The sequence below is a fragment of the Zymobacter palmae genome (assembly GCF_003610015.1).
GTDB lineage: Bacteria > Pseudomonadota > Gammaproteobacteria > Pseudomonadales > Halomonadaceae > Zymobacter > Zymobacter palmae.
In genome coordinates this window covers 753,257-776,455 of the sequence record NZ_AP018933.1, presented here as the reverse complement: position 1 = coordinate 776,455, position 23,199 = coordinate 753,257, and the positions used below count along the sequence as shown (strand labels likewise).

Genomic DNA, 23,199 nt, shown 5'->3' with positions numbered 1-23,199 from the left:
CGCCCCGTAAACGTCGGGATGAGAAGCACTCCTCTATCTTTCCTTCAATACCCCGTGGCCATCGCGCCTATCGCGTGCGGATTCTTGCCGTGCTGGCTCTCCATCGCAGCGTCAGGATCGGATATGATGCCAACAGACGATTACGCCTTTTCTGTTCATCCTCTTTTCGCGAGGTCCCGACATGCCGGATACAACGACAACAGCATCGGCACTGGCGCTTCCAGATATCGATCAGCTACAGCATCAGCTGACTGATCACCCGGCCATTCCCCTTTTCCGCAAGGCGCTCGGTACACTCTACGCCGCCCTCGCCGAACGCTTTCGCCAAGGCGCACCGATCGACCAGCTGGTTCACCTGCGTGCCGAGGTCATGGACCGCATCATCAGGGCCGCTTGGCAGCATGCAGGATTACCCTCCGACGATGCGACCAACATCATGTTGCTGGCGGTCGGCGGCTATGGCCGTGGTGAACTGCTACCGCACTCCGACATCGACCTGTGGGTCGTACTTCAGCAGGAAGATGCGGTCCATCAGGAAGCGCTGTCGGCCTTCGTCATGCTGCTGTGGGACATCGGCCTGATGCCAGGACACTGCGTACGCACGCTGGCGGACTGCGAACGTCTGGCGGCCGAGGACCTGACGGTCATCAGTGCCCTGCTGGAAAGCCGCCTGTTGATCGGCCCTCAGACCCTGTTCGACACGCTGCATACCGCAACGTCGACCGCACACATGTGGCCTTCCCGCGATTTCTTCGAGGCCAAGAGAGAAGAACAGCGGCAGCGGCACGGCAAGCTGGATCAGACCGAGTCGCTGCTGGAACCTAACGTCAAGGACTCTCCTGGCGGCCTGCGCGACCTGCACACGATCGCTTGGGTGGCTCGCCGCCACTACGGGGTGCACAGGCTGGCCGAAGCCGTGACGCTGGGGTACATGACCGAAGAGGACCTGACACGCTACGACCAGAGCATGCAGTTCCTGTGGCGTCTGCGCTTCGCGCTGCATCTCGAAACTAACCGTGAAGAAGACCGCCTGCTGTTTGAGCATCAGCAGGTGATCGCACAGCAGCTGGGCTTTGTCGACACGCCCGAAAAGCTAGCCGTCGAGCAGTTGATGCACGTCTACTATCAGACAGCAGCGATCGTGACCGAGCTGAATGACATCATCTTGCTGCACTTCCGTGAGCAGTGGGTCGATCTCGATACCGAGGCCCCGACCGAACTGCTGGACGCCCATTTCGCGCTCAGCGGCGACCACATCCAGATTCGGGAGCCCGATACCTTCGAGCAGTTTCCCGAAACGCTGCTATCGCTGTTCGCATGGCTGGCTCAGCGCCCTGATATCAAGGGCATCCGGGCCGACACGCTGCGAGCGCTGTGCGCGCAACGCCATCTGATCGACGATGAGTACCGAGACAACCCACTGCACCAACAGATCTTCATGCTGATGATGCGTGCGGAAGGCAATATTCCCCGCACGCTGTCGCTGATGGCACGCTACGGCGTACTGGGCCGCTACCTCCCGCAGTTCGGACGCGTCAGTGGGCTGATGCAGTACGACCTTTTCCATATCTATACCGTAGGGGCGCACACGCTCAACCTACTGCAACGCCTGCAGCAGTTCCTCGAAGGCGATGAACGCTGCGATGCGCCATTGGCGATCGAGATCATGCAGCGCCTGCGCAAACGTGAGGTGCTGTGGATCGCAGGGCTGTTCCACGATCTGGGCAAAGGGCGCGGCGGCAACCACTCGCTGCTGGGCGCAGAAGACGTGCGCGTGTTCTGTGAGCGCCACGGACTGTCGGCGGAAACCACCGAACTGGCCGAGTGGCTGGTACTGAACCATCTGCTGATGTCGCAGACAGCGCAGAAGCGTGATCTGTCAGAACCCGCCGTCATTCGTGAGTTCGTTGAGATCGTGCAGGACAAGCGCCACCTTGCCACGCTCTATCTGCTGACCGTCGCTGACATTCAAGCCACCAACCCGACACTGTGGAACGGCTGGCGTTCGGCACTGCTGCGTCAGCTATTCGAAGAAGCTTTCCGCTTGCTGGAACGCGGCCTGTCCGTACCGTTCGATCGCAGCGATGCTAGCCGTGAAACGCGCCGTGATGCGTGGGCCATGCTGGAGGCGCTGGGCTGCAATATGAAGGCGGTCGAGCGCTGCTGGCATCACTGCGGTGACGACTACTTCCTGCCCTACTCTGCCTACGAAATCGCGTGGCAAACGCTGGGTATTCTCGAGCACCCCGGCGTACCGATCATCATGTTCAGTACCCCGGGTGACGATACCCCTGAAGGCGGCACCCAGGTCTTCATCCACACGCACTCGGTCAACGGCCTCTTCGCGGCCATCGTCAGCACCTTCGACCAACTGGACCTGTCCGTACACGACGCACGCATCATCACGTCGAGCGATGACTGGACGCTGAACACCTTCACTCTGCTGGATGCTCAGCATCAGCCCGTGACAGACCCCGCTCGTCTGCGGCATATTCATGCTGTACTGACCGAAGCACTGCGCACGCCGCAGAACCTGCCGCCGATCGTGACACGCCACACATCGCGCCAGTTGCGCCACTTCCAAGTGCCGACACAGGTGGCTTTCCGTGAGGACAGCATGCACCGCGGTAGTATCCTAACCGTCGAAGCCGCCGACAGGCCAGGGCTGTTGGCCCGCATCGGACGGCTGTTCGTCGAGTTCGACGTATCCGTGCATTCAGCGAAGATCTCGACACTGGGCGAGCGGGTGGAAGACGTCTTCTTCGTGACCGACGCACGCGGCGGCCCACTGCGCAATACCGATTACAATCAGCGCCTGACGTCGCGGCTGAAAGAGGTGCTTGATGCGGTACTCGGCAGTTAAGGTCCGGCTTTGGTACACTGGCAGACCTGAACGTCAGAAGGCAGCCCATCGCGCTGCCTTCTCCACTCATTCGATCAGAGAAGTCCGAGCATGACAGTGCCTCATCCTCTTCCGACGCTGTATGGTCTTAAGCAGTGTGACAGCTGCCGCAAGGCCCGCCGCCTGCTGGATGAACTCGGCGTTACCTACCGCTTCATCGACCTGCGCGCCGATGCTACCGATGCAGAAGGGCAGCTAGACAGTGCGCTACTGGCACACTTCATGGCCGCGGTGCCTTGGGAAACGCTGCTCAACCGCCGCAGCACGACATGGCGCCAGCTGGATGCCGCTGACCGTGAAGCGCTTGATGCCAATAAGGCACGCGCTCTGCTGCGTCAGCACCCCACACTGTTGAAACGCCCTTTGCTGGTGACGGACAGCGCCGTGATCGTCGGCATCGACGACGCGCGCTATTCGGCGCTGGCCTGAGCACACCGCTCACGGCCCACATTCAATGAATTCGCGGCTTTCGCGGCGTCACTGACAGAAAGCTCTTTTCGCGCCACATTGCTTACCGCGTCGGCGTTTAATCGCGACACGGTGGCTTCAGGAGAACGATTACAATGTTGAGTCTTGGACTAGGTATCGGTACACAGAATCTGCAAGGCGAATGGCTGGAAGTGATGTTCCCGGCACCGCTGCTGTCGCCTTCAGAAGCGATCACCACCGCGGTAGCTCGCGCGCTGGACGTCACCATCACTAAAACCACTAACATCAGCGTTCATCAGGAACAGTGCCCGGCACTGGCGAGCGCTTTGGCCGCGCTGACCCACGATGCCGCACTGAAACAGGAAGTGCAGCCGCTCATCGATCTCGTCGAAGCCCTCGAAGACAGCCAACGTCCGCTGGTCGCGACCTTCATCGTGGCAGACGAAGCGCCGCAGAGCGTTCCTGAGGTCTACCTCAAGCTCCAGCTGATCTCCCATCGTCTGAGCCGCCCGCACAGCCTCAATCTGGACGGCATGTTCGGCGTGCTGAAAAACGTCGCATGGACCAGCGAAGGCGCCATCGACATCGAAGAACTGCCGGCTCGCCAGCTGAAGGCGCGCTTGGCAGGCCGTACGCTGTCCGTCGACTGCGTTGACAAGTTCCCGAAAATGACCGACTACGTCGTGCCGACGGGCGTACGTATTGCCGATACATCCCGCGTGCGTCTGGGCGCCTACTTGGGCGAAGGCACGACGGTCATGCACGAAGGTTTCTGCAACTTCAACGCGGGCACCGAAGGCCCCTGCATGATCGAAGGCCGCATTTCTGCTGGCGTCTTCATCGGCGCACACTCCGACCTGGGTGGCGGTTCCTCCACCATGGGTACGCTGTCCGGTGGTGGCAAGCAGGTCATTTCGGTTGGTGAAAAATGCCTGATCGGTGCTAACGCGGGGATCGGCATTCCGCTCGGCAACCGCTGTACGGTCGAGTCCGGTCTGTACATCACTGCGGGTGCCAAGGTCGCTGTACTCGACAGCAATGGTGACGTCGCCAAGGTCGTAGCTGCACGCGAACTGGCCGGACAGGACGATCTGCTGTTCCTGCGCCATTCGCAGACGGGCCGCCTCGAATGTCGCACCAACAAAACGGCCGTTGCACTGAACGAATCGCTGCACGCTCATAACTGATCCGCGGATCGACCGACACAGGACACTGCTACGCATGACACACCCCACCGCTCCCACGCTCGACGATACACCGACACTGGCACTGGCACGCGATCTACTGGCGCGCCCGTCGATCACACCGGACGACGCAGGCTGCCAGCAGCTGATCGGTGATCGCCTGAAAGCGTGCGGCTTTACGCTGGAAACACTGGCTGAAGGTGGGGTGATCAATCTGTGGGCAACCCGCGGCACCGGCACCACGCTGGCCTTCGCGGGACACACAGATGTCGTGCCGACCGGTCCTATCGAACAGTGGCAGACACCGCCTTTCGAGCCGACTATCGACGAGGAAGGCTACCTGCGCGCCCGTGGTGCGGCAGACATGAAGGGCAGCGTGGCCTCAATGGTCACGGCCGTCGAACGCTTCGTGGCGGCACATCCCGACCATCAGGGACGTCTGGCGTTTCTGATCACCAGTGATGAGGAAGGCCCGGCGATCCATGGCACACGCATGGTCGTCGACGCACTGCGGGAACGCGGTGAACAGCTCGACTACTGCATCGTCGGTGAACCTTCCAGCGTCGACACGCTGGGGGATATGGTCAAGAACGGCCGTCGTGGCTCGCTGAACGCTACCTTGACCGTCATTGGGCAGCAGGGACATGTGGCTTACCCTCACAAGGCCCGCAACCCAATCCACATGGCACTGAGCGCACTGGATGAACTAACCCGTACCCAGTGGGACGATGGTCATGACGGTTTCCCACCGACCAGCTTCCAGATATCGAATCTGAATTCAGGCACTGGCGCGGAAAACGTTATTCCGGGTGAGCTAACGGCCCGCTTCAACTTCCGCTTTTCGACCGCTTTTACCGCTGACGAACTGAAAGCACGCGTTACCGAAGTGCTGACGCGCCACGGTCTGATCGACGGCAAGTCGTTCACGCTGGACTGGTCACTGTCGGGCAACCCATTCGTCACCCTACCCGGTCGTCTGCTGGATGCGGTGTCTCATGCCGTCGAAGCGGAATGTCAGCGCGCGCCGGTACTATCGACCAGTGGTGGCACCTCTGACGGTCGCTTCATTTCCACACTGGGCACGCAAGTCATCGAACTCGGGCCGGTCAATGCAACAATCCATCAGGTCGATGAACGCATTCTCGCCGACGACCTAAACATCTTGAGCCGCGTCTACGAGCGCATTCTGACTACCCTGTTCGCCAATCAGGCCTAAGGAGGCTCTGATGAGCATCGAGCGCTTCCCCGATATCGAAGTCTACGTTAAGGGCATCACCTCCGATGCGCTGCTGGCATGGCTGCAGGACACGCTGCAAGCCACTCTGACGCCCGCAGGCAAGGGCCACTGGCGCGGTGAAGGCCGGGGCGAAGGCGGCGCTGTCATTCCTTGCATGATCATGGAAAAGGCAGCGGACGGTTTCACTAGCCTGTCGATGGACAGCGATGCAACCCCGTGGCCGCGCGACATCGACTGTGCCCGTGCCCTGCATGCCGCACTTGGCGGCGAAGTGCGCTGTTCACCGGGCGGCTGGCTGCCAGGCGAAGAGCCGGAATGCTATATCCGCCTCGTCAACGGTGAAGAAAGCACACTGCTTTGGCAGTGAATGCATGTCCGGTTTATAACCCACGACAGAACGAAAAAACCCTGCGACCTCTCGGTCGCAGGGTTTATTTTTACTGCGGTGTTGCCTGTCAGGTGATGACGGTCACGTCTTCAGCCTGAAGGCCACGTTCGTTGCGGATGGCGTAATAACGCACGCGCTGCCCTTCAACCAGCGTGCGATGCCCTTTACCACGGATGGCACGGAAGTGAACGAAGACGTCTTCGTCTTCACCGTTGTCACGCGTGATGAACCCGTACCCTTTATTAACGTTGAACCACTTGACCATACCGGTCTCACGGTCATCGTTCTCAAGTTCAGCAATGGAAGACTGACGCGGGCTGAACAGCTGTACGGCAAAGGTGGCAATCAACAACAGGATGAAAGCCGCAATGACAATCCAGATATAATGGTTAAGGAAAACGGTGTATGCGTTTTCGTCACCGGTAATGGAGACCAGCAGTCCCATCAGCAGCGGTGATACAAGGGCAAGTGGGATACTGATAATAAAACAGCGAACTAATGCTTTCAGACTCATGGCACACTCATTCTCTTGATGAAGTCACATATATGATGAGGAATCACTGTACAGCAGGATATTCAGGAGCCTCATCACAACTCCTGGGCGATGCAGTATCATTGTAGTCATTCGGGCGATACCGTCCTGCTCGCTCACTCATACACACGGCCTAAACCGCGCGCTCTAAAGGAATATAACATGGCTCAAGATGCTTTGCCTGCTTCGTTTCTGGAGCAAATCGAGGCCCTCGAAACCCGTCTTGCCTTTCAGGAAGACTGGCTGGAATCGCTCGATCGCACCGTCATCGAACAGGGCCGTCAGATCGAACGCCTAGAACGCATGAATGCCCTACTTCAGCAGCGTCTGCGCGAACAGGGGGAGACCCAGAACCGCTTCTCTCCCATGCCATCGCTGGATGATGAACGTCCGCCACACTACTGATACTTTATTAAGATCCATTTCAGCCTGTGTACCCTGCTATGCGCCATGACGGCATTCCTACACACGCAGCGACAAAAAAGCGCCCGGGGTGATATCCCTCGGGCGCTTTGTCATTCGTGTACATCGCTCATAGGCGAGCGACCTCAAGCATGCGATACGCTGGGGTCAAGATGATCAAGGAAGCGCTCGGCATCCAGCGCGGCCATGCAGCCACTGCCCGCCGAGGTGATCGCTTGACGGTAGATACTGTCGGCCACATCACCGGCCGCAAACACGCCGGGAATACTGGTCTGTGTCGCGTTGCCCTGCGTACCAGACGCCACTTCCAGATAGCCGTTGTTCATTGCCAGCTGACCGTCAAAGATCTGCGTGTTGGGATGGTGACCAATGGCAATGAAGATGCCCGGTGCTGCGATATCGTGCGTTTCACCTGTACGCACATCTTTGACACGCACGCCGGTGGCCCCCGTGTCGTCGCCCAGCACGTCATCAACCTCGTGATGCCACAGCAGCTCGACATTGCCGCTCTCGGCACGTTCATACAACTTGTTCTGCAAAATCTTCTCGGCGCGCAGCGTATCGCGACGGTGGATCAGTGTGACCTTGGAGGCCAGATTGGACAGGTACAGCGCCTCTTCGACGGCAGTATTGCCCCCACCCACCACCACGACGTCCTTGCCACGGTAGAAGAAGCCATCGCAGGTCGCACAAGCGGATACGCCTTGACCACGGAAGCGTGATTCGGACTCCAGCCCCAAGTAGCGCGCGCTTGCGCCTGTTGCGATGATCAACGCATCGCAGCTATAGGTGCCCACATCACCGCGCAGCACGAACGGACGCTGCGTCAGCACGGTTTCATGAATCTGATCGATAACGATATCGGTGTCGAAACGCTCGGCATGCTGCTGCATGCGCTGCATCAGTTCCGGTCCTTGCACGCCTTCGGCATCGCCGGGCCAGTTATCAACGTCGGTGGTCGTGGTCAGCTGTCCGCCCAGCTCCATGCCGGTGATCAGCATGGGTTCAAGGTTGGCACGCGCCGCATAAACAGCAGCGGTATACCCCGCCGGACCGGAGCCAAGAATGATCAGTTTGCGATGAATGATGTCGCTCATATCGAAATCTCGCCAGAAAAACAGGGTGCCTATGCTGGAAGGCACAGGTCACGGAAGAAGGGAAGGCCGTGCTGCTGCAGGCAGAGGATGAATCACGGCTAAAGTGTACGTATGGTAAAGGAAAACCGTGCCGATGTGACCCGCGACGCACAACCGGATGGTGCTATCGTTATGACAGCCTGGGTCTATGAGCGTTCATCGCCCGTCATATCAGCACCACCGGGCTCGCGGGATAAGAATGTCGTGGGCTGTCTCTAGCATAGAAAGGCATGAACAGAATGATAAGCGCTCAATAGCCACCTTCGCTCATATCGACTGGATGCTTGCCAGCGCCGATACGCCCAGCGTCTTCCCTTTCGCTCTGTGCTCAAGGAGTTGCCATGACCTCACACTCACCGATCACAGCCCGCCAGCTGACGGTCCAGACGCATGCGCTGCCTTATGAACCGCCCTATGCATGGCCGCTGCTGTGCGCGTTCTATCGATCACACCCCGTTCCTGCACAGGAATGGCTAACGGAAGACGCGCTGGGAAGAACATTCGAACTCGACGGCACTCACGGCTACTTTTGCGCTCGCGTCGTGCCACAGCATGCGCGGTTCGATGTCGAACTGGCGCTCGATCGTCCCGAACATACCGATGCCGTGATCAAACAGATCCGTCACATGCTTGATCTGGACAGCTCTCCACAGCAGATCGAAGGACATCTTCACCACCATTTCCCTCATCTGCCACTGGTTGAAGGACTTCGTATTCCGCGCTTGTGGTCGACTTTCGAAGCCGGTGTGCGTGCGATTCTCGGCCAGCAGATCTCGGTAGGTGCCGCCAGCAAGCTGGTAAATACGCTGATAGAAGCCGCTGGCCGCCCCATCGACACACCGCGGGGCATGCGTTTTCTGTTTCCTAGCGTCGAAGCGCTGCGGCACACCGACCTTGGCGTGCTGCCGATGGTCAATGCGCGCCGCGATACGCTGAAACGCTTCGTCGAGTGGTACAGTGAAGCGGGCGAATATGCCGATGATCCCGAGCGGTGGCTTGCGCTGAAAGGCATCGGGCCGTGGACAGTCAACAGCGCGGCCATGCGCGGTCGCGGCGACAGCGATATGTGGATTGGCGGCGATCTAGGCATCCGCAAAGCACTGGAAGCGCTGGCCCCCACCGATGACTTCGATCCCCTGCGGGCCTCGCCGTGGCGCAGCTATCTGACGCAGCAACTGTGGAGCCAGCCCGCGGCTTGGGCTCCCGCTCGGCGCAAAACATAAAGTGCTGGCGCTGGCCGCCGCGCGCGGGCTATTGAATTCAGACATCACTGCCCCCATCCGCTCTTCTCATGACCGCCGATGATGGAAGGCCACACCATCGGCACTGACACATCTGGCGAGGTAGACCATGCAGATCATCGACCCGCGTACCGGCATGCCCATGCGCGCCGCGTCCTCCACCCCTCATACGGAAACCGGCGCCGCTCCAGCAAGCAGTGCATCTCCGTTTATCGTCGACATCGACATGCACAACTTCCAGCAGGTTGTGCTGGAAGGATCCATGCAAGGGGCGGTCATGCTGGTGTCGTGGATGCCGGGACACCCCGACTGTGCACCGCTGATGCAGTCGCTTGAAAAGATCGCCAACGAGTACCAAGGCGCATTCACGCTGGCACGCCTGAACATCGAAGAACAGCAACAGATCGCCATGCAGCTGCGCGTTCAGCAGGTGCCCGACGTCAAGCTCATCGTTCAAGGGCAGATGTACGGTCAGTTCCAAGGCAGCCAGCCCGAGCACAAGCTGCGTGAATGGCTGGGTCAATTCCTCGAAGCCCCCGAAAGCGCAGAAGGTGATCTGAAGGGGCAGGCAGAAGCCGCGCTGGCGGCAGGCGATACGGCTACAGCACAAGCGCTCTATCAACAGTGGATTGAAACCGCACCGGAAGACCCCGCACCGCGCATTGGTCTAGCCAGCGTACTGGTCGCAACGCATGCACTGGAAGATGCCGAACAGGTACTGGCCTCGTTGTCCGAAGAAGATCAGGCCACTCCTGATGCTCGTGCGGTCAAGGCTCGACTGACCTTCGCCCGCCAAGCGCCGACGCCGGAAGAGATTGCGGCACTGGGCGATGCCGACGACCTGACATCGCGCACTCAGCGTGCGCTGCGCGCCATCGCGGATGGCCAGTATGACGAAGGACTGGAAAGTTTGCTGTCGGTCATGAAGGCCGACCGCGCGCACGATGACGGTGCTGCTCGCAAGCTGCTGATCCAAGTGTTCGAAGCCCTCGGCAACGATCACCCGCTGACGCTGCAGTACCGCCGTCGCATGTTCGCCCTGCTGTACTGATGGACTGAGGCTCGTTTCGTCACCCAGACCGCGGTCGGTGCAGACGACAAGGCCCCGTGAATGCGAAGCGAAACGCTCTCCATTCACGGGGCCTTATCATTTCATACCAGAGCAACTGCTTGCTCCTCGGGAACAGTACCGTCACGGCCCCGCTCCCGCGAATCGTTTCTGCGCTTACGGCTGACGCCTTGCAATGCGGCGGTCAATGCGCTGGAGCGCTTCTTCCAGAATATCGCGGGTCGTCCCGAAGTTGATGCGGACGAACCCCGGGTTGCCGAAATCGGCACCGTCGGACAACGCAACCTGCGCGTCCTTCAGTAGCGTCTGCTGAGGGTTATCGCCCAGATTAGCCTGACGCAGATCGATCCATCCCAGATAAGTCGCCTGCGGCGGCAGGAAACGCGCGTTAGGCCAGCGATCGACATACGACTGGATCAGCGCCACATTGCCTTGCAGATGTTCGACCAGCTGCTGGCGCCACGGCTCACCGTCACGATAAGCCGCTTCGGTCGCGACCATGCCCAGCACGTTGTGGGAAGGCATCCAACCTTCGCAAGCCGCAGCAAAACGGCTGCGCAGCGCCGGATCAGGGATAACGGCACACGCACAGGTCAGACCCGCAATATTAAATGTCTTGGAGGCAGCCCACAGCGTGATAGTACGGTGTGCGATCTGCGGGGCACTTTTAGCGAATGGGCGGTGTGCTGTGCCGTCGAGAATCAGGTCACAGTGCAGTTCGTCGGAACAGACCAACAGATCATGGCGTTCAACGAACGCTGCCAGCGCGGCTAGCTCACTATCGTCGAACACACGGCCCGTGGGGTTATGCGGATGGCACCACAGCAGCAGACGCGTCTTCGGCGTGACCGCACGTTCCATAGCCTCAAAATCCAGCGTCCAACGCTGACCGTTAGCCTCGCTGGGTTCAGCCATCGGCGCCGTCACCATCCGACGCTGGGTGTGCTGGGCAACTTTGAGAAATGGCGGGTAGATTGGGGTGATCACCAACACTTCCTCATCGGCGGCACACAGGGCCTGCGCCGCGATGTGCAGTGCCGGCACAACGCCCGGCAGCCAGTGCTGCCACTCGTTCTCGATCGCCCAGTCATAGTGGCTGCGGCTCCATTCAGACAACGTACTGCGCATGGCAACCGGCGGGTTGGCATAGCCATAGACACCATGGGCAATACGCTGGGTCAGTGCTTGCTGAACACAGTCAGGTACTGCAATATCCATATCGGCTACCCACAGCGGCAGCACATCATCATCGTAGGTTTGCCATTTGGTGCTCGTGACCTCACGGCGGTCGATACGGGTCGAGAAATCTGCGCCCATGATGCATCCTCATTGAAACGAGTACCGCAGCGACGCTATCGGTACTCTCGGTGTTATTGTCGTGCACGGCGGCCATGTACCGGATTGTCGCTATATGACCGGCATCAAGGCGGCTCGTGCCACCACCCGCTTTTCCCCAGGCCATCGAACAAGAGCAACAACTAGGCCGCTGACAAGAGGTGTTTCCTTACCATGCCCGAAGCCCCTACGTTTGCCAAGTTCTATCCCTTGGCACGGCAAGGATTTGCGCCACTGATCCAGCGCTGGCGCACGCACGTTACAGCGACCGATGAGCGCTCGCTGATGATGCTGGCGGACACCGCCCGCATCGCCGATCTGGGGCAACCGCCCGTCGAACTGCCCGTCCCCGAAACGCTCGTGCAATGGGCCAGTAGCGAACGCGATGATCCTCCGCTGTGGCTGCTGAAAGCCCTGCTGTTCTTGATCGTCCAAATGCCCTCTCGACCGGTGCCCGACAGCAAAGCAGAGCAGGCCGCATGGGCGTACCTATGGCTGCGCCTGCGCCCGTGGTCATCCACTGACGACGCTTGTCGCGCGCTGCCGGAACACCTGCAGGGCGTGCTGAGCGATGCACTGCCAATGGGCTGGCAGGACATGCAGGCACAGCGCCTCTGACGCGGTATCATAGCGTTGGTCAGCCAAACGCTGACGCTCATTTATTTCTGCGAAGACAGGAGACACGATCATGGCCAGAACCACGCCCGCTACCCGCGCGCTCGACAGTGCCGGCATTCCTTACGAACTGATCGAATACACGATGCAGGCGCACGAGGACGGCTATGGGCAGGCCGTGGTCACTGCGACGGGGCAGGCCCCGGAGCAGGTCTTCAAGACGTTGATGGTCATCCATGACCGTACGCTGATCGCCGCGATGGTGCCTGTTGCGGCCAAGCTCGACCTCAAGGCCGTCGCACGCGCGCTCGGCGTAAAGAACGTTCAGATGGCTCCGCAAGCGCAGGCCGAGCGCGCCAGCGGCTACAAGGTTGGCGGTATCAGTGCGCTGGGCCAGCGCCAACCGCATCCCAGCCTGCTGGACGTTTCAGCGATGGGCTTCGACAAGATTTATATCAGTGGCGGGCAGCGCGGGCTGGAAATCGGCATCGCACCGCAGGATCTGGTCGATACCACCGACGCGGACATCGTCGAGATCGCACGTTTCTGAACGAATGCCGCTGACAGCAGGCCTGCGCTTGCCGTCACGCGCCGCGCCCTCTACCATGCGCGCTGCCTTTCGAAGGGCACGGCCTTGCTTGAGCATTGCCGCTCGCGATGCCCCCTTCGACGCTTATTCAGTCTCACCACACGGAGTGAACATTCATGGTCATCACCCTTGATCAGGCCCCCGATGAACGTCAGCTGGCGCTGATTCGCGAGCAGATCGGTCGCGAACCCCGCGGCATCGACGCGGTGACGGCCGAAGATGGCGAAGGCACCCCACTGGTACTGCGCATGCAGAGCCTAGTGGACGGTGCGCCGTTCCCTACCCTCTACTGGCTGTGCAGCGATCGACTCAAGATCGAACTGTCGCATCTTGAAGCGGCCGGCGTGATCAAGCAGTTGGAAGCCATGCTGGCCGAAGACCCCGAGTTCATGGCCGAGTACCGCCGCAGCCACGAGGACTATGTCGCTCAGCGCTGGCATTACATGCCGGATGACGTCAAGGCCGAGGTCGAACGTCGCGGTTACGATACGCTACTGAAGGAACGCGGCGTAGGCGGCATCGCCAACTGGACACAGGTCCGCTGCCTGCACACTCAGTACGCCCACCACCTGTGCGGCGACAATGCCATCGGCCGCTGGATCGACGAACACTACCCGCAGGTCGCCGCCTGTCTGCCGTGATCGCATAGCGCGCACGGCCTGCGTCAACGTAACCCTACAGTGATCCTGCTCTGCGGCCGAAAACAGGTTCGGATGATTCAATCGAGGCTTCGCCGGGCGGGTACTATACCGCTCGGCGTTTTTCATTTACGGCTTCCCCCCGTTTTCAAACCGCCTTTCATCATGACAAACCCGTCAGCGTGTAGGCTAGCGCCCCCTCTCATCATCAACGCTGATCACCACACACCAAGCATCTGTGACGAGCCTTAATGACGCTTTTAATTCCTATCAATCGCATCAAGATATTCGATAATAGAGAGAGGGGCATAAATGCTACACTTGCCGCTCATTTTCCTGACAGGTAACGGGACATGCTCTGCGTCATTTCGCCAGCAAAATCATTGGACTTCACTACGCCTGCCCCGACGGCTGCGTACACTCAGCCATCGCTGCTGGAGATGAGCCAGCCACTGATCGACCGCCTGCGTGAGTTCACACCCGCGGAGATTGGGGCACTGATGAAGATCAGTGACACGCTGGCAGCGCTCAATGCTACGCGCTACGCCCAGTGGCAAACCCCGTTTCAGCTCGGTGACGACGAGCACCCTGCCAAGCAGGCGCTGTTCGCCTTCACCGGCGACGTATATACCGGCATGGACGCTCTGCGTTTCAGTGAAGAAGAGATCGCGCGCGCCCAGCGACAGCTGCGCATTCTGTCCGGCCTGTATGGCGTACTGCGTCCACTGGACCTGATGATGCCCTATCGCCTTGAGATGGGCACGCGGCTGACCACCTCGGCCGGCCGTACGCTCTACGACTACTGGGGCGCGGTGATTACCGACACTCTGCGACAAGCCATGCAGGATGCCGATACCGACGTCGTGGTGAATCTGGCCTCCAACGAATATTTCAAGGCCGTCGATGTCAAACGTTTAGGCGCTCGCCTTATCACGCCCGTGTTCAAGGACGAAAAGAACGGCGAGTTCAAGATCATTTCATTCCATGCCAAGAAGGCACGCGGTGCCATGGCGGCGTGGATCATCCGCGAAGGACTTGATGAGCCGGAACAGCTCAAAGCCTTCGACGGCATGGGGTATCAGTACTCAGCAGCACACTCCCGCAGCGACACTTGGGTGTTCACACGCTAGGCTGACACTATCGAACGACGACCGCGCGGCCAGGGCCGCAGGGTCATCCGAAGCAGCGGCATATGGTCCTGCTTCATCACTACAGGAGAAGACGACAAATGCGTCATATCATGATCGCGCTGATGGTCGCCCTGCTCTCGCTCGGAACGACGATCGAAGCGGCCAACGCGGCACGCTTCGGCGGCGGCGGCTCATCGGGCAAGATGTCCCGTTCCATCGGCGGGGGTTCATCCTACTCGAACAGCAACTACGGTAACCGTGGCGCAGCGGCACAGCAGAACGCGGCACGCCCTAACGCAGCAAACAATGCCGCGAATGCTTCGCGTGGCGGCCTGTCTCGCTTCATGGGGCCGCTGGCCGGCTTCTTGGCGGGTGGCCTGCTGGCCTCTATGCTGTTCGGCGGCCACTTCAGCATGCCAGGTATCCTCGATATCCTGATCATCGCGGCCATCGCCTACTTCGGCTATCGCTTCCTCAAGCGTCGCCGTGAAGCGGCAGCATCAACGTCGTCTTCGACGCACAGCACCGCATCGCCGTTCGGCAGCACACCGAACGACAACTACTCGCGCCAGCACGACAGCGTGAACCAGAATGCCGCTGCGCCGCAGGGCTACCAGAACGATGCTACGCAAAATGATGCCCCGAGTGCCGTCACTAACACGACCGTACCGGCCGACTTCCAGCGCGAACCGTTCCTCAACGAGATGCGCCAGCGTTTCGAGCGTCTGCAGAAAGCCTGGGATGCCAACGATATGGCCAGCATCCAGGACAACGTGACGCCTGAGTTCTATAACGTGCTGAACGCCGAACGCCGCAAGCAGCCCGAGAACAACGTCACGGAGATCGTGCGTCTGTTCGTCGAGATGGGCCACGTGCAGAGCATCGGCCAGCAGGACGAAGCGACGGTACTGTTCCACGGTGTCATCCGTGAACAGGGTCAGGAACAGGAGTTCAACGAAACGTGGCACCTGATTCGCGAACAGCGCCCGAACGAAAAATGGTATCTGCAAGGTATTGAGCAGAACGGTTGATTATCGACCGTAAACCATCAGTCAGATCAACCCGCTCTATATGAGCGGGTTTTTCTTTATATAGGGAGAGAAGATATAGGGATTACATTGAACGACGTGTATGATGCCGAATGCCATTCATTATAATAGTGTTAGTGAATATGCAGTGGATAGCCGCGTTAAAACAACAGCGGCAACAGGGATAGATAATAAATGTTCTATACAAAATCATATTTAATTCGCCAGCTCGGTTATACCTACGATCGCTGGATGCCCATTGCACTTGAACAGATCAACGCCATTGCCGCCGAAGAAGGTGAGCTGTCGGATGAACGAGTACGCAACATCATCACACAGCTGCTGGACTCGCCAAAATTCAGGAAAAGCGCTTGGCGTGACGCACCTAGCCCGTTCTATATCAACCTAGAGCGCCAAGCGTCCACGGATGATGCCGATAGCCATTACCTTGCCGACAATTACCAGCAAGTGGTGACGGTCATGTCACATCTGATGCGCCTGCCAACGGTCGAGGCCGGAGCGGTCATGCCAGATGCCTGCCCGGCAGGCACCATCTGCGTTGGCGGTGTAGTGGCTGCGCGCAATGCGATCCATCCGGCCTTCCATTCAGCGGACGTCTGCTGTTCGATGAGTCTGACCGAGTTTGATACCGAGGATGCCGCAGCGGTACTGGATGCGGCCATGAAGGTAACGCATTTCGGGCCAACGGCGCGCCCGGAACCACAACCGATGCCGGATGAACTGGTAGCGCGACTAGAATCCAACCCGCTGACACGTTCGCTGATGGGCAACGCCGTGCGCGACTTCGCCACTCAGGGCGATGGCAACCATTTCCTGTTCGTTGGCACGTCACGCAAAACCGGCAAGGTCTGCGTAGTGACACACCACGGTTCGCGTTCACTGGGGGCCAAGTTATACAAGCAAGGAATGGCGACAGCGCGCTCGTTCGCAACCCATATCGCGCCTGACGATGTACGCGATCGCCGTCCGCTGGCGCGCGGCGTCAACGCGGGCGACATGGCCTGGATACCGTTCGATACACCAGAAGGCCAGCAGTATTGGGATGCCCTACAGATCGTGCGCCAGTGGACGTATGAGAACCATAAGCGCATACACGACCTCATCCAGCAGGCATTGGGGCTTGAGGTACTCGACCACTTCTGGAACGAACACAACTTCGTCTTCAAACGAGGTGATCTTTTTTATCATGCCAAGGGCGCGACGCCGGGCTTCGAAGGCTACGAACGCACGCTGGTGCCGATGAACATGGCTGAGCCAGTACTGGTCACGCGCGGCACGGGCGCAGAGAATGGCCTTGGGTTCCTGCCTCACGGTGCGGGCCGCAACATGAGCCGCAGCGAGTTCCAACGCCGCTACCCGCAGCTGCCACAGCACGTCGATGTCCGCAGCTTTTCGGGCACGCTGGACACCTCCGAACTACCGCAGGCCTACAAAAATGCTGCCGAGGTTAAACGTCAGATGGTCGAGACCTACAAGCTGGCCGAGGTCATCGACGAAATTCTCCCTTACGGGTCGATCATGGCCGGCGAACCGGAGTTCGATTTCCGCTCGCGCCGCAAACGCCGTACACCGGCGACACGGCACATCGACAGCGAGTGAATGACACTCATCCCTGACGAAAAAAGGCCCACCGATCGGTGGGCCTTTTCATTTTGGTACCTGATTTGGTACCTGAAACGTATGAAGCCAGACGCTCGCCACAGATCTCGCTTTGGTACAGCCAGCGACATACCGCTTATCCTTCACACCGTATTCACTGTAGAGAGATAAACCGCTACTCAGGCGTCTGATCTCGCCAAACACCTGCCGTGCACAACGGTGCCAGCTGCCGGAAACACGCCTCAATGGCAGTCATAAACGCGTCTTCATCACTCTCAAGGTACAACATTTCCCCTACCGCGACGTCGCAGTTGACCGGCACCAACAGTGCTTCACCTTTCGGCAGCGCGCGGCCTAGCCCTCGCAGTAGCACTGGTGTTACCCCCACCTGAGGATAATCGCGCAGCAGATGACTGATGCCGCGCTTGAGCGGTTGCATCTGCTCAGGACGCCCACGGCTGCCTTCCGGAAACAAAATCAGAATATTGCCCGCGTCCAGCGCATCGAAGCAGCCCTGCAGGGGATGCGCCTGCCCGGCACGCCCCCTGCGCTGTACAGGAATAATGTCGAGCACGTTACGCGAGAACCACGACAGCCACCGGTTTGCTAGAAAGTAGTCGGCAGCGGCCACCGGGCGCGTGCGCCACAGCAGTCGCAGGGGCATCAGGCTCATCAGCACCATCGTATCGAGGTGGCTATTGTGGTTGGCGATGACCACATGTGGCCCGTCCTTCGGCAGTCGCTCACGGTGATACACGTTCAATCCGATCAGCAGAATGACCAGCGGGCGCACCAGTACGATGAAAAACAGACACTTGAGCAGACGCGTTTTCATGCGACGCCCCCTCCCAGATAGTGATAAAAATGGAAGAAGATCGGGGCGGTATAGATCAGACTGTCCAGACGGTCCAGCAGCCCACCGTGGCCGGGGATCAGACGCCCTGTATCCTTGATCTGCAAATCACGCTTCACGGAGGAGATCACCACATCACCGAAGAAGCCGCAGACCGCCATAAGCCCCCCCGCCAGCGCGCTCATGGCAGCACTCAATCCGGTCAGCCACGGTCCCAGCAACGCCGACACGATTACGATAGTGATGCAGCCCCCCACCATGCCTTCCCATGTTTTGCCCGGACTGACCTTCGGTACAATCTTATGTCGCCCCAGCGATTTACCCCAGATGTACTGCGCTACATCGTTGAGCTGCGTCATCAGCAGCACGAACAGCACCGGTCCGACATAACCGGCCTGCGCATTAGTGACCGGTAGCATCAGCAGCGCCCCTAGGTGACTCAGACAGTAGACCGCCAGCATGACCATCCAGTGAATCACGCCTGCCGAACGAATGAATCCTCGGGTTTCACCGATCAGCAGCATCCGTACAGGCAGGAACAGAAACACATAAACGGGTATGAAGATGCTGATCATCGCCAGCCAGCCCATCCCCACCCACAGATACTGTACCGGGATGGCCAGATAGGCCCAGAACAGCACGCGCCGATCCATCAGCCGTGTCGGCACAATGGAAAAGAACTCCTTGAGCGCGAGATAGCTGAGCACCGCAAAGAACACGATGGCCACGGTTCGGTTGAACAGCAGTGCCATAAACAGCAGCGCGATCATCCACCACCAAGAACGGATGCGCTGGCGCAGCTCGGTATGGTCGCGCTGCGGCTGTAGCTTCACCATGGCGATACTGATCACGCTGGCGACCGCCAGCAGCACGACCACACACCCTACGACCCACTGCACATGTGGTGGTATTTCTAACATGTCATCCCCCCCTTGAATGCCCATTGGACACGAGCGAACCTCATTATGATGTTCCTTGAAGAATAGCTATCGACAGCACTTATCCGATATACGTCATCATGGCGGCCAGAAAGCACAACCCTCATGCCCACTTTCGTTGCCACGACGTATAACGTGTCAGAGGTGATTATTGAGTGGTATCACTTGCGCCTGTTCTATAATGCGCCGCCATTATGCGGTACATCCGTGCGGCATAATACCTTCCAATGGGCATCTCCGCTTATGATAACGGGACAGCACTCTTCTATCAGACATTGGGATAGCTCGGTCGATTACTATGTAAGTATATATTTATATCAACAAGGCAAAGCCGGGCACCTAGAGACGGTTTCATAACCTCAATATCCATCTCATGAATAAAGCTTAATGCCACAAAAGTGCGGTAGAAACTGTTTGCTCTAGAAGAGGTAAAGGCCGCCGATCAGCCTCTCATAGGAACACTGAGCACTACGGGCATTCTTCAACCCGGCGCGCCAACGTCCTATTTAGCCGTCAACCCTGTCCTGATGATCAGCGCTGATCTTCATCCTCAACCAGCACTCCAGTACGTCCAGCACATAGGCGCGTTCATCCTCGCTGAGCGCATGCCCTTTCGGGATACGGTGCCATTTCGCCAGACAGCCTCGGCAACAGGTACCGGTCGCATGCTGCGCCACGAAGATGGGGTGCCCTTTCATCGGCGTTTGCTTGCCATCGCGGGCAGGAAGTGCAGGGGCAAGACGCTGGATGATGAAGTCATCACCGTGCGACATAATCGTGTCCCAGCCTTTATCGAAAAGGTAGCGCAGCTCCTGCTCACGCAGGCGAAAGCGCCGTCGGAAATCAGACGCGGCCAGTGCCATCATCACACTATCCAGTCCGGTATAGCTCGTGCGCGAAGAACGGCACATGCAAGCACCTCCTGATGAACGTCAGCTCACTCACAGTATACCCGCGCCAACACGCTTCGACGCAAAGCCCCCAGCTTATCGCCCCCCGTAACCCCACGGTCACAACCGACTGTCCCCTATCACTTTCAGCATCGTGTTCTTGGGCTGTGTTCTTGGGCTGTGTTCTTGGGCTGTGTTCTTGGGCTGTGTTCTTGGGCTGTGTTCTTGGGCTGTGTTCTTGGGCTGTGTTCTTGGGCTGTGTTCTTGGGCTGTGTTCTTGGGCTGTGTTCTTGGGCTGTGTTCTTGGGCTGTGGGCTGTGGGCTGTGGGCTGTGGGCTGTGGGCTGTGGGCTGTGGGCTGTGGGCTGTGGGCTGTGGGCTGTGGGCTGTGGGCTGTGGGCTGTGGGCTGTGGGCTGTGGGCTGTGGGCTGTGGGCTGTGGGCTGTGGGCTGTCAGTAGTGCACTCCGAGCGGTCTAAATCCACAAGCAATCTCGACATATCAGCACGGTTCAATAGTCATTAAAGTGTGCAATTCATATCATGCCATTGCAGTCATGAAGGCATGCCGAGCCTGAGCGAGGTGAAAAAGGTCACCGCTTAGACACACTGATCCGGCGTCTATCAACAAAAACGCCCCCTTCAAAGAAGGAGGCGTTGAAAGTCAGCCCAACTCGCGATCAGAAGGTGTAGCGAACACCGAGATCTAGTGTGCTGGCATGGATGGTGCCGTAATCGTCATCGCCGTCCTCATCGGCAAGCAGCTTGCTGCTGATAGCGTTGTGGATGTATTCGTAGCGACCGAACAGCGCCAGGTTATCCGTAAAGGCATAGGACGCCCCCAGCCCCAGTGTCGGCGCCAGCGTCGTGCGACGCTCGTCATACTCGGTGTAGCCACCGAGGCTGTCATTATCACTGGATGTCAGCTTGGAGCGTGTCATCGCCAGACCTACGCTACCTTCCAGCTTGAATTTTTGGGTAATCGGCAGCGTTGCGATGGAGCGCAGCACCAATGCCTGAGAAGAAATTTTCAGGCCGCCAGTCTCAGAGAAAGTGGAGCTTTCATCGTTATAACTGGATTTGAAACGGCCCAGATCCTTATAACCCAGTTCGAAAGACCAGGTGTCATCCAACACATAGCCAGCACCGAAACCATAGCGGTTATGTTCCTGTTTGAAGGACTCCGTACCGCTGTAGTCTTCGTTTTCACTTTCGTAAAGTGAATTCAGACCATTGAAGTTGGAATGGGTGTAGTGACCAAACAGGTAAACATCCCCTGGTTTTGCAACCGCGGAACCTGTGGCAACAAGACCGGCCAGTGCCAGTGCTGATACAAGACGTTTCATCGAACCCCCTTGATTCGATCAGATCAATAAAAAAGTGCGCAGATGCGCGAGCATGGAAAGAGCAATGGGTGTGCGCGTGTTCGTTTCTGAGTAGAAATGGGCACAGCCTTACCTTAACGGTAAGGCTGTGCATTCAACCCGTTGAATTAACACTACATCCATTGCTTATCTATTACTTAATCGTCAAAAGGGGGGAATACATTAGCGTTGTGCTTGCTGGCGCTGCTGATGGCGTTTCTTAAGGTACTGGTAATCGGGATCGTGCTTTATCTGTTGGAGTGCTCGTTGGAATATCTGTGCGGAAGCCGCTTTGACAGGGTCTTCTTCTGCCAATGGACGCTCTTCGCCTGTTTCGGGGTCATATTTTCGCCCACCGCGGTGGCGGGCATAGCGACGCGAGCGGGTATAGCCCATCTGGATGAACTTGCGTGTCATGTCCATGCCGACGAAATCATCATGTGCTTTGTAATCGGCATAGCGTTGCAACAGAGCGGCGGCAGATTGCTCGGCAATGTCTGGCGTCTTAAAGCGCCATAGCGGCAACAGTTCACTCTTATAAGGTTCGATCGTCAGAACACCCCGTTCACCGTGTCCGATAGGGTAGCGCTCGGGGTGCTGACGATAGTTCAGGTCTGGGTCGATCTCCACGGTCACCTCCTCGTTGATCAAAACGACAGACGGAAAAAGCGCCGTCCGTCGCAATGTCGATCAGCAGGACAGTCGATAGCGCAATTCACTGGCCGCTTGACGCAGTGCGCTACGCACGGCGGGCACCTTGGCTAGCGGGTTCAATAGACCGAAATCATGTATCAGGCCGTTATAACGCACGCAGCTAACTTCGACACCGGCAAGGGCCAAAGCGCGGGCGTAGGCTTCTCCTTCATCGCGTAGTACGTCGAACTCGGCGGTCTGGATCAGTGCAGGAGGAAGACCGCTAAGCTGTTCTCGTGTGGCCTGCAAAGGAGACACAAGGTGCAAACGCCGCTGATCATGGCCGTCGAGATAGTTGTTCCAAAACCATTCCATCATTCCACGCGTTAGGAAATAACCATTTTCCCATTCCTGATAAGAGTGCGTGTCAAAACGCGCATCGGTGACTGGCCATAACAACAGCTGGCTGCTGATTTTGGGGCCGCCACGCGCCTTGGCCATCATGCAGACCACCGTAGCCATATTACCGCCAGCGCTGTTGCCCACTACGCTGATACGAGAAGTATCTAACCCTAGCATGTCACCGCTAGCAGCCACCCAGCAGGTCGCACTGTAGGCTTGTTCGATGGCCACCGGGAAGCGTGCCTCAGGTGAACGGCTGTAGTCGACAAACACGCAGGCGGCACCTGACAGTGTGACCAAATCACGAATCAGACGCTGGTGCGTAGGATAATCACCGAGCACCCAACCTCCGCCGTGAAAGAACATAAAGACGGGCAGTGCTACGGAGGCATGGGCGGGCGTAACGATGTACAGCGGCACTTCGCGGCCGTCTACGTCGATGACCTGTCGTTGCTGCGTTACGCCGTTGTCGATACTGCTCTGCTGCTGGAGCTCTTCCAGTACCTGACGTGCTTCTTCTGGCGTTAGGGATTCGAGAGGAGCCGCCCCGCTGTTGTTGAGCCGTTCAAGAAAGGCGAGTACATGGGGTTCCACTCCCTGCGATAGAGTCATCATGGCCGTTAGCT

Annotated in this window: 24 protein-coding genes; 15 read left to right on the top strand and 9 right to left on the bottom strand. The window is 58.5% G+C overall.

The annotated features are described in order from the left end of the window. Positions 1 to 181: 181 nt before the first annotated feature. The 5 genes from glnD (at position 182) to ZBT109_RS03450 (ending at position 6,119) form a co-directional block, all read left to right on the top strand. Positions 182 to 2,863: a [protein-PII] uridylyltransferase gene (gene glnD / locus ZBT109_RS03470; protein ID WP_038278347.1), complete on the top strand. Its 2,682-nt coding sequence runs from the start codon at positions 182 to 184 to the stop codon at positions 2,861 to 2,863. 90 nt (positions 2,864 to 2,953) lie between these two features. Next, positions 2,954 to 3,331, top strand: coding sequence for a Spx/MgsR family RNA polymerase-binding regulatory protein (locus ZBT109_RS03465; RefSeq protein ID WP_038278350.1), 378 nt, complete (start codon positions 2,954 to 2,956; stop codon positions 3,329 to 3,331). Between the two features lie 134 nt (positions 3,332 to 3,465). Then, positions 3,466 to 4,518 carry a 2,3,4,5-tetrahydropyridine-2,6-dicarboxylate N-succinyltransferase gene (gene dapD / locus ZBT109_RS03460; RefSeq protein ID WP_027705288.1) on the top strand — a complete coding sequence of 351 codons (1,053 nt, stop codon included), beginning with the start codon at positions 3,466 to 3,468 and terminating at the stop codon, positions 4,516 to 4,518. Between the two features lie 34 nt (positions 4,519 to 4,552). Next, positions 4,553 to 5,731 carry a succinyl-diaminopimelate desuccinylase gene (gene dapE, locus ZBT109_RS03455; protein WP_027705289.1) on the top strand — a complete coding sequence of 393 codons (1,179 nt, stop codon included), beginning with the start codon at positions 4,553 to 4,555 and terminating at the stop codon, positions 5,729 to 5,731. Between the two features lie 10 nt (positions 5,732 to 5,741). Then, positions 5,742 to 6,119 (top strand): hypothetical protein, encoded by a 378-nt coding sequence (locus ZBT109_RS03450; RefSeq protein WP_038278352.1) that lies wholly within the window; start codon positions 5,742 to 5,744, stop codon positions 6,117 to 6,119. 88 nt (positions 6,120 to 6,207) lie between these two features. Here ZBT109_RS03450 and ZBT109_RS14055 read toward each other — a convergent pair whose 3' ends face one another. Continuing rightward, on the bottom strand, positions 6,208 to 6,654 hold the full coding sequence (locus ZBT109_RS14055; RefSeq protein ID WP_027705291.1) for a cold-shock protein: 447 nt from the start codon (positions 6,652 to 6,654) through the stop codon (positions 6,208 to 6,210). A gap of 180 nt (positions 6,655 to 6,834) precedes the next feature. Here ZBT109_RS14055 and ZBT109_RS03440 point away from each other — a divergent pair, with 180 nt between their 5' ends. Then, complete coding sequence (locus tag ZBT109_RS03440; RefSeq protein ID WP_027705292.1) at positions 6,835 to 7,077, top strand: SlyX family protein; 243 nt, start codon at positions 6,835 to 6,837, stop codon at positions 7,075 to 7,077. Between the two features lie 143 nt (positions 7,078 to 7,220). On the opposite strand, the gene trxB is transcribed toward ZBT109_RS03440, so the two are convergent. After that, complete coding sequence (gene trxB, locus ZBT109_RS03435) at positions 7,221 to 8,192, bottom strand: thioredoxin-disulfide reductase (protein ID WP_027705293.1); 972 nt, start codon at positions 8,190 to 8,192, stop codon at positions 7,221 to 7,223. 380 nt (positions 8,193 to 8,572) lie between these two features. Between trxB and ZBT109_RS03430 the strand changes: the two genes are divergently transcribed. Continuing rightward, on the top strand, positions 8,573 to 9,454 hold the full coding sequence (locus tag ZBT109_RS03430; RefSeq protein WP_051523842.1) for a DNA-3-methyladenine glycosylase family protein: 882 nt from the start codon (positions 8,573 to 8,575) through the stop codon (positions 9,452 to 9,454). 127 nt (positions 9,455 to 9,581) lie between these two features. After that, the gene (locus ZBT109_RS03425) at positions 9,582 to 10,523 is read left to right on the top strand and encodes a tetratricopeptide repeat protein (protein ID WP_027705294.1); all 942 of its coding nucleotides are present in this window, start codon (positions 9,582 to 9,584) and stop codon (positions 10,521 to 10,523) included. 174 nt (positions 10,524 to 10,697) lie between these two features. Here ZBT109_RS03425 and ZBT109_RS03420 read toward each other — a convergent pair whose 3' ends face one another. Beyond that, a complete protein-coding gene (locus ZBT109_RS03420) occupies positions 10,698 to 11,858 on the bottom strand; it encodes a MalY/PatB family protein (RefSeq protein ID WP_027705295.1) in 1,161 nt (386 codons plus the stop codon). A gap of 192 nt (positions 11,859 to 12,050) precedes the next feature. Here ZBT109_RS03420 and ZBT109_RS03415 point away from each other — a divergent pair, with 192 nt between their 5' ends. The 6 genes from ZBT109_RS03415 (at position 12,051) to ZBT109_RS03390 (ending at position 17,496) form a co-directional block, all read left to right on the top strand. Next, on the top strand, positions 12,051 to 12,494 hold the full coding sequence (locus ZBT109_RS03415) for a hypothetical protein (protein ID WP_027705296.1): 444 nt from the start codon (positions 12,051 to 12,053) through the stop codon (positions 12,492 to 12,494). A gap of 70 nt (positions 12,495 to 12,564) precedes the next feature. Continuing rightward, entirely contained in the window at positions 12,565 to 13,041 is a 477-nt protein-coding gene (gene ybaK, locus ZBT109_RS03410) for a Cys-tRNA(Pro) deacylase (RefSeq protein ID WP_027705297.1), read from the top strand. A 155-nt stretch (positions 13,042 to 13,196) separates the two neighbouring features. Then, positions 13,197 to 13,721 carry a DUF501 domain-containing protein gene (locus ZBT109_RS03405; protein ID WP_027705298.1) on the top strand — a complete coding sequence of 175 codons (525 nt, stop codon included), beginning with the start codon at positions 13,197 to 13,199 and terminating at the stop codon, positions 13,719 to 13,721. A 350-nt stretch (positions 13,722 to 14,071) separates the two neighbouring features. Further along, positions 14,072 to 14,848, top strand: coding sequence for a peroxide stress protein YaaA (gene yaaA / locus ZBT109_RS03400; RefSeq protein WP_027705299.1), 777 nt, complete (start codon positions 14,072 to 14,074; stop codon positions 14,846 to 14,848). A 98-nt stretch (positions 14,849 to 14,946) separates the two neighbouring features. Further along, positions 14,947 to 15,879, top strand: coding sequence for a Tim44 domain-containing protein (locus ZBT109_RS03395; RefSeq protein WP_027705300.1), 933 nt, complete (start codon positions 14,947 to 14,949; stop codon positions 15,877 to 15,879). Positions 15,880 to 16,071: 192 nt separating this feature from the next. After that, positions 16,072 to 17,496: an RtcB family protein gene (locus ZBT109_RS03390; protein ID WP_027705301.1), complete on the top strand. Its 1,425-nt coding sequence runs from the start codon at positions 16,072 to 16,074 to the stop codon at positions 17,494 to 17,496. 175 nt (positions 17,497 to 17,671) lie between these two features. Here the strand turns inward: ZBT109_RS03390 and ZBT109_RS03385 are convergent, their stop codons facing one another. From ZBT109_RS03385 to ZBT109_RS03375, 3 genes are all read right to left on the bottom strand, one after another. Beyond that, the gene (locus ZBT109_RS03385; RefSeq protein ID WP_051523843.1) at positions 17,672 to 18,331 is read right to left on the bottom strand and encodes a lysophospholipid acyltransferase family protein; all 660 of its coding nucleotides are present in this window, start codon (positions 18,329 to 18,331) and stop codon (positions 17,672 to 17,674) included. Next, on the bottom strand, positions 18,328 to 19,269 hold the full coding sequence (locus ZBT109_RS03380) for a phosphatidate cytidylyltransferase (protein WP_027705302.1): 942 nt from the start codon (positions 19,267 to 19,269) through the stop codon (positions 18,328 to 18,330). The genes ZBT109_RS03385 and ZBT109_RS03380 overlap by 4 nt, the downstream gene beginning before the upstream one ends. Positions 19,270 to 19,793: 524 nt before the next feature. Further along, on the bottom strand, positions 19,794 to 20,198 hold the full coding sequence (locus ZBT109_RS03375) for a DUF4186 domain-containing protein (RefSeq protein WP_027705303.1): 405 nt from the start codon (positions 20,196 to 20,198) through the stop codon (positions 19,794 to 19,796). A 243-nt stretch (positions 20,199 to 20,441) separates the two neighbouring features. Here ZBT109_RS03375 and ZBT109_RS03370 point away from each other — a divergent pair, with 243 nt between their 5' ends. Then, entirely contained in the window at positions 20,442 to 20,654 is a 213-nt protein-coding gene (locus tag ZBT109_RS03370) for a hypothetical protein (protein ID WP_197714365.1), read from the top strand. Positions 20,655 to 20,854: 200 nt separating this feature from the next. Here the strand turns inward: ZBT109_RS03370 and ZBT109_RS03365 are convergent, their stop codons facing one another. The 3 genes from ZBT109_RS03365 to ZBT109_RS03355 form a co-directional block, all read right to left on the bottom strand. Then, positions 20,855 to 21,520: an outer membrane protein gene (locus ZBT109_RS03365; RefSeq protein ID WP_027705129.1), complete on the bottom strand. Its 666-nt coding sequence runs from the start codon at positions 21,518 to 21,520 to the stop codon at positions 20,855 to 20,857. 201 nt (positions 21,521 to 21,721) lie between these two features. Beyond that, positions 21,722 to 22,168 (bottom strand): DUF4385 domain-containing protein, encoded by a 447-nt coding sequence (locus ZBT109_RS03360; protein WP_232012860.1) that lies wholly within the window; start codon positions 22,166 to 22,168, stop codon positions 21,722 to 21,724. Positions 22,169 to 22,228: 60 nt separating this feature from the next. Further along, on the bottom strand, positions 22,229 to 23,188 hold the full coding sequence (locus tag ZBT109_RS03355) for an alpha/beta hydrolase (protein ID WP_027705127.1): 960 nt from the start codon (positions 23,186 to 23,188) through the stop codon (positions 22,229 to 22,231). Positions 23,189 to 23,199 lie beyond the last annotated feature (11 nt).

What these genes read in the sequence shown, in the direction of transcription:
- glnD (WP_038278347.1), top strand. Translation starts at nt 182, where the DNA reads ATGCCGGATACAACGACAACAGCATCGGCACTGGCGCTTCCAGATATC.
- ZBT109_RS03465 (WP_038278350.1), top strand. Translation starts at nt 2,954, where the DNA reads ATGACAGTGCCTCATCCTCTTCCGACGCTGTATGGTCTTAAGCAGTGT.
- dapD (WP_027705288.1), top strand. Translation starts at nt 3,466, where the DNA reads ATGTTGAGTCTTGGACTAGGTATCGGTACACAGAATCTGCAAGGCGAA.
- dapE (WP_027705289.1), top strand. Translation starts at nt 4,553, where the DNA reads ATGACACACCCCACCGCTCCCACGCTCGACGATACACCGACACTGGCA.
- ZBT109_RS03450 (WP_038278352.1), top strand. Translation starts at nt 5,742, where the DNA reads ATGAGCATCGAGCGCTTCCCCGATATCGAAGTCTACGTTAAGGGCATC.
- ZBT109_RS14055 (WP_027705291.1), bottom strand. Translation starts at nt 6,654, where the DNA reads ATGAGTCTGAAAGCATTAGTTCGCTGTTTTATTATCAGTATCCCACTT.
- ZBT109_RS03440 (WP_027705292.1), top strand. Translation starts at nt 6,835, where the DNA reads ATGGCTCAAGATGCTTTGCCTGCTTCGTTTCTGGAGCAAATCGAGGCC.
- trxB (WP_027705293.1), bottom strand. Translation starts at nt 8,192, where the DNA reads ATGAGCGACATCATTCATCGCAAACTGATCATTCTTGGCTCCGGTCCG.
- ZBT109_RS03430 (WP_051523842.1), top strand. Translation starts at nt 8,573, where the DNA reads ATGACCTCACACTCACCGATCACAGCCCGCCAGCTGACGGTCCAGACG.
- ZBT109_RS03425 (WP_027705294.1), top strand. Translation starts at nt 9,582, where the DNA reads ATGCAGATCATCGACCCGCGTACCGGCATGCCCATGCGCGCCGCGTCC.
- ZBT109_RS03420 (WP_027705295.1), bottom strand. Translation starts at nt 11,858, where the DNA reads ATGGGCGCAGATTTCTCGACCCGTATCGACCGCCGTGAGGTCACGAGC.
- ZBT109_RS03415 (WP_027705296.1), top strand. Translation starts at nt 12,051, where the DNA reads ATGCCCGAAGCCCCTACGTTTGCCAAGTTCTATCCCTTGGCACGGCAA.
- ybaK (WP_027705297.1), top strand. Translation starts at nt 12,565, where the DNA reads ATGGCCAGAACCACGCCCGCTACCCGCGCGCTCGACAGTGCCGGCATT.
- ZBT109_RS03405 (WP_027705298.1), top strand. Translation starts at nt 13,197, where the DNA reads ATGGTCATCACCCTTGATCAGGCCCCCGATGAACGTCAGCTGGCGCTG.
- yaaA (WP_027705299.1), top strand. Translation starts at nt 14,072, where the DNA reads ATGCTCTGCGTCATTTCGCCAGCAAAATCATTGGACTTCACTACGCCT.
- ZBT109_RS03395 (WP_027705300.1), top strand. Translation starts at nt 14,947, where the DNA reads ATGCGTCATATCATGATCGCGCTGATGGTCGCCCTGCTCTCGCTCGGA.
- ZBT109_RS03390 (WP_027705301.1), top strand. Translation starts at nt 16,072, where the DNA reads ATGTTCTATACAAAATCATATTTAATTCGCCAGCTCGGTTATACCTAC.
- ZBT109_RS03385 (WP_051523843.1), bottom strand. Translation starts at nt 18,331, where the DNA reads ATGAAAACGCGTCTGCTCAAGTGTCTGTTTTTCATCGTACTGGTGCGC.
- ZBT109_RS03380 (WP_027705302.1), bottom strand. Translation starts at nt 19,269, where the DNA reads ATGTTAGAAATACCACCACATGTGCAGTGGGTCGTAGGGTGTGTGGTC.
- ZBT109_RS03375 (WP_027705303.1), bottom strand. Translation starts at nt 20,198, where the DNA reads ATGTGCCGTTCTTCGCGCACGAGCTATACCGGACTGGATAGTGTGATG.
- ZBT109_RS03365 (WP_027705129.1), bottom strand. Translation starts at nt 21,520, where the DNA reads ATGAAACGTCTTGTATCAGCACTGGCACTGGCCGGTCTTGTTGCCACA.
- ZBT109_RS03355 (WP_027705127.1), bottom strand. Translation starts at nt 23,188, where the DNA reads ATGATGACTCTATCGCAGGGAGTGGAACCCCATGTACTCGCCTTTCTT.